Source organism: Mesorhizobium sp. M0159, assembly GCF_040322295.1.
Taxonomy (GTDB): Bacteria; Pseudomonadota; Alphaproteobacteria; order Rhizobiales; family Rhizobiaceae; genus Mesorhizobium.
This window is the reverse complement of sequence record NZ_JAMYTF010000134.1, coordinates 1-1,190: the sequence shown is the minus strand read 5'-3', so window position 1 is coordinate 1,190 and position 1,190 is coordinate 1. Positions and strand designations below refer to the sequence as shown.

1 protein-coding gene is annotated in these 1,190 nt (G+C 62.9%); it reads left to right on the top strand.

Annotated elements, in window-relative coordinates:
• Positions 1-63 precede the first annotated feature (63 nt).
• Positions 64-1,050: an IS5 family transposase gene (locus NKJ32_RS35375; protein WP_352572754.1), complete on the top strand. Its 987-nt coding sequence runs from the start codon at positions 64-66 to the stop codon at positions 1,048-1,050.
• Positions 1,051-1,190: the final 140 nt, after the last annotated feature.

Genomic DNA, 1,190 nt, shown 5'->3' with positions numbered 1-1,190 from the left:
GAGACCTTTGCACAGAAGCCGATTGGTGATTCTGTGATGATGGTCGAAGCAGGGAGATTCGGGATGGCGGATCGTGTTCTGGGTCAGTTGAGTCTGGCGGACGGGCTGGCGGCGTCGGACGAGACGATTTTCGACCTGGTATCGAAGGAACTGGACTGGGCACCGATCCGAACATTGCTGGGTCAGCGCAGCGGTCCCGGCTCGGGCAACACCAGCTACCCGGCGGAGGCGCTGGTGCGCTGTCTTTTGCTGGGCGTGTGGCACGGGCTGAGCGATCCGGCATTGGAGGCTCAGATCCGTGACCGGCTGTCGTTTCGCCGCTTTGCCGGCTTCAGCCTTTCGGACCGTACGCCCGATCATTCGACACTGTGGCGCTTCCGCGAGGAACTGACGCGCGAGCGGCTGATCGACAAGGTGTTTGAGGAGATCAACCGCCAGCTGGAGACGAAGGGCCTGATCGTCAAGCGCGGCACCTTAGTCGATGCGACGTTCCTGCAGGCCCGTGGGCGGCCGCCCAAGCAGCCGAAGAAGGGCCACCAGGGCCCGGCCAAGCCGTCGGCCGACAAGGACGCGCGCTGGGGCAAGAAGGGCAACAAGAGCACCTTCGGCTACAAGATGCACATCGGCGCCGACCAGGAGCACACCATGATCCGGCGTGTCGAGGTAAGCGACGCCTCGATCACCGACACCGAGGCGGCCGACAATCTGGTTTGCGGCGATGAGAAGGCGGCCTATGGCGATCAGGCCTACTACACCCATGCCAGGCATGATCGGCTGGCCAAGGCCGGGATCAAGGACCGGCTGATGCGGCGGCCCAACAAGCATCATCCCGAGTTGCCGGCGCGCCAGAAGCTGCGTAACCGGTTGATCGCCAAGGTGCGGGCGGCTGTGGAGCGGCCTTTTGCTGTGTTCAAGGAGCGCTACGGCATGCGGCGCCTGCGCTTCTTCAACCTCGCCGCCAACCGCACGCAATGCATACTAGCCGCCTGCGCCTACAATCTGCGGACCATGATCGGCGCCCTCTATCCACCTGGCGGAAAGCCGGCATGAGGAGGAGTCTGTCTAAAATCGGCGGATCGGCCGGTCATGCCGGTCGATGCCATACCAAGCCGTCGAAAACTGCTTTCCCGGCCTTCAAAAAAGCCCCATTAACTCACCAACCAGGATTTCGCTTCCCGTGCAAAGCCCTC

Bases quoted from the DNA above. Each gene is read 5' to 3' on its own strand.
- NKJ32_RS35375 (WP_352572754.1), top strand. From the start codon at position 64: ATGGCGGATCGTGTTCTGGGTCAGTTGAGTCTGGCGGACGGGCTGGCG.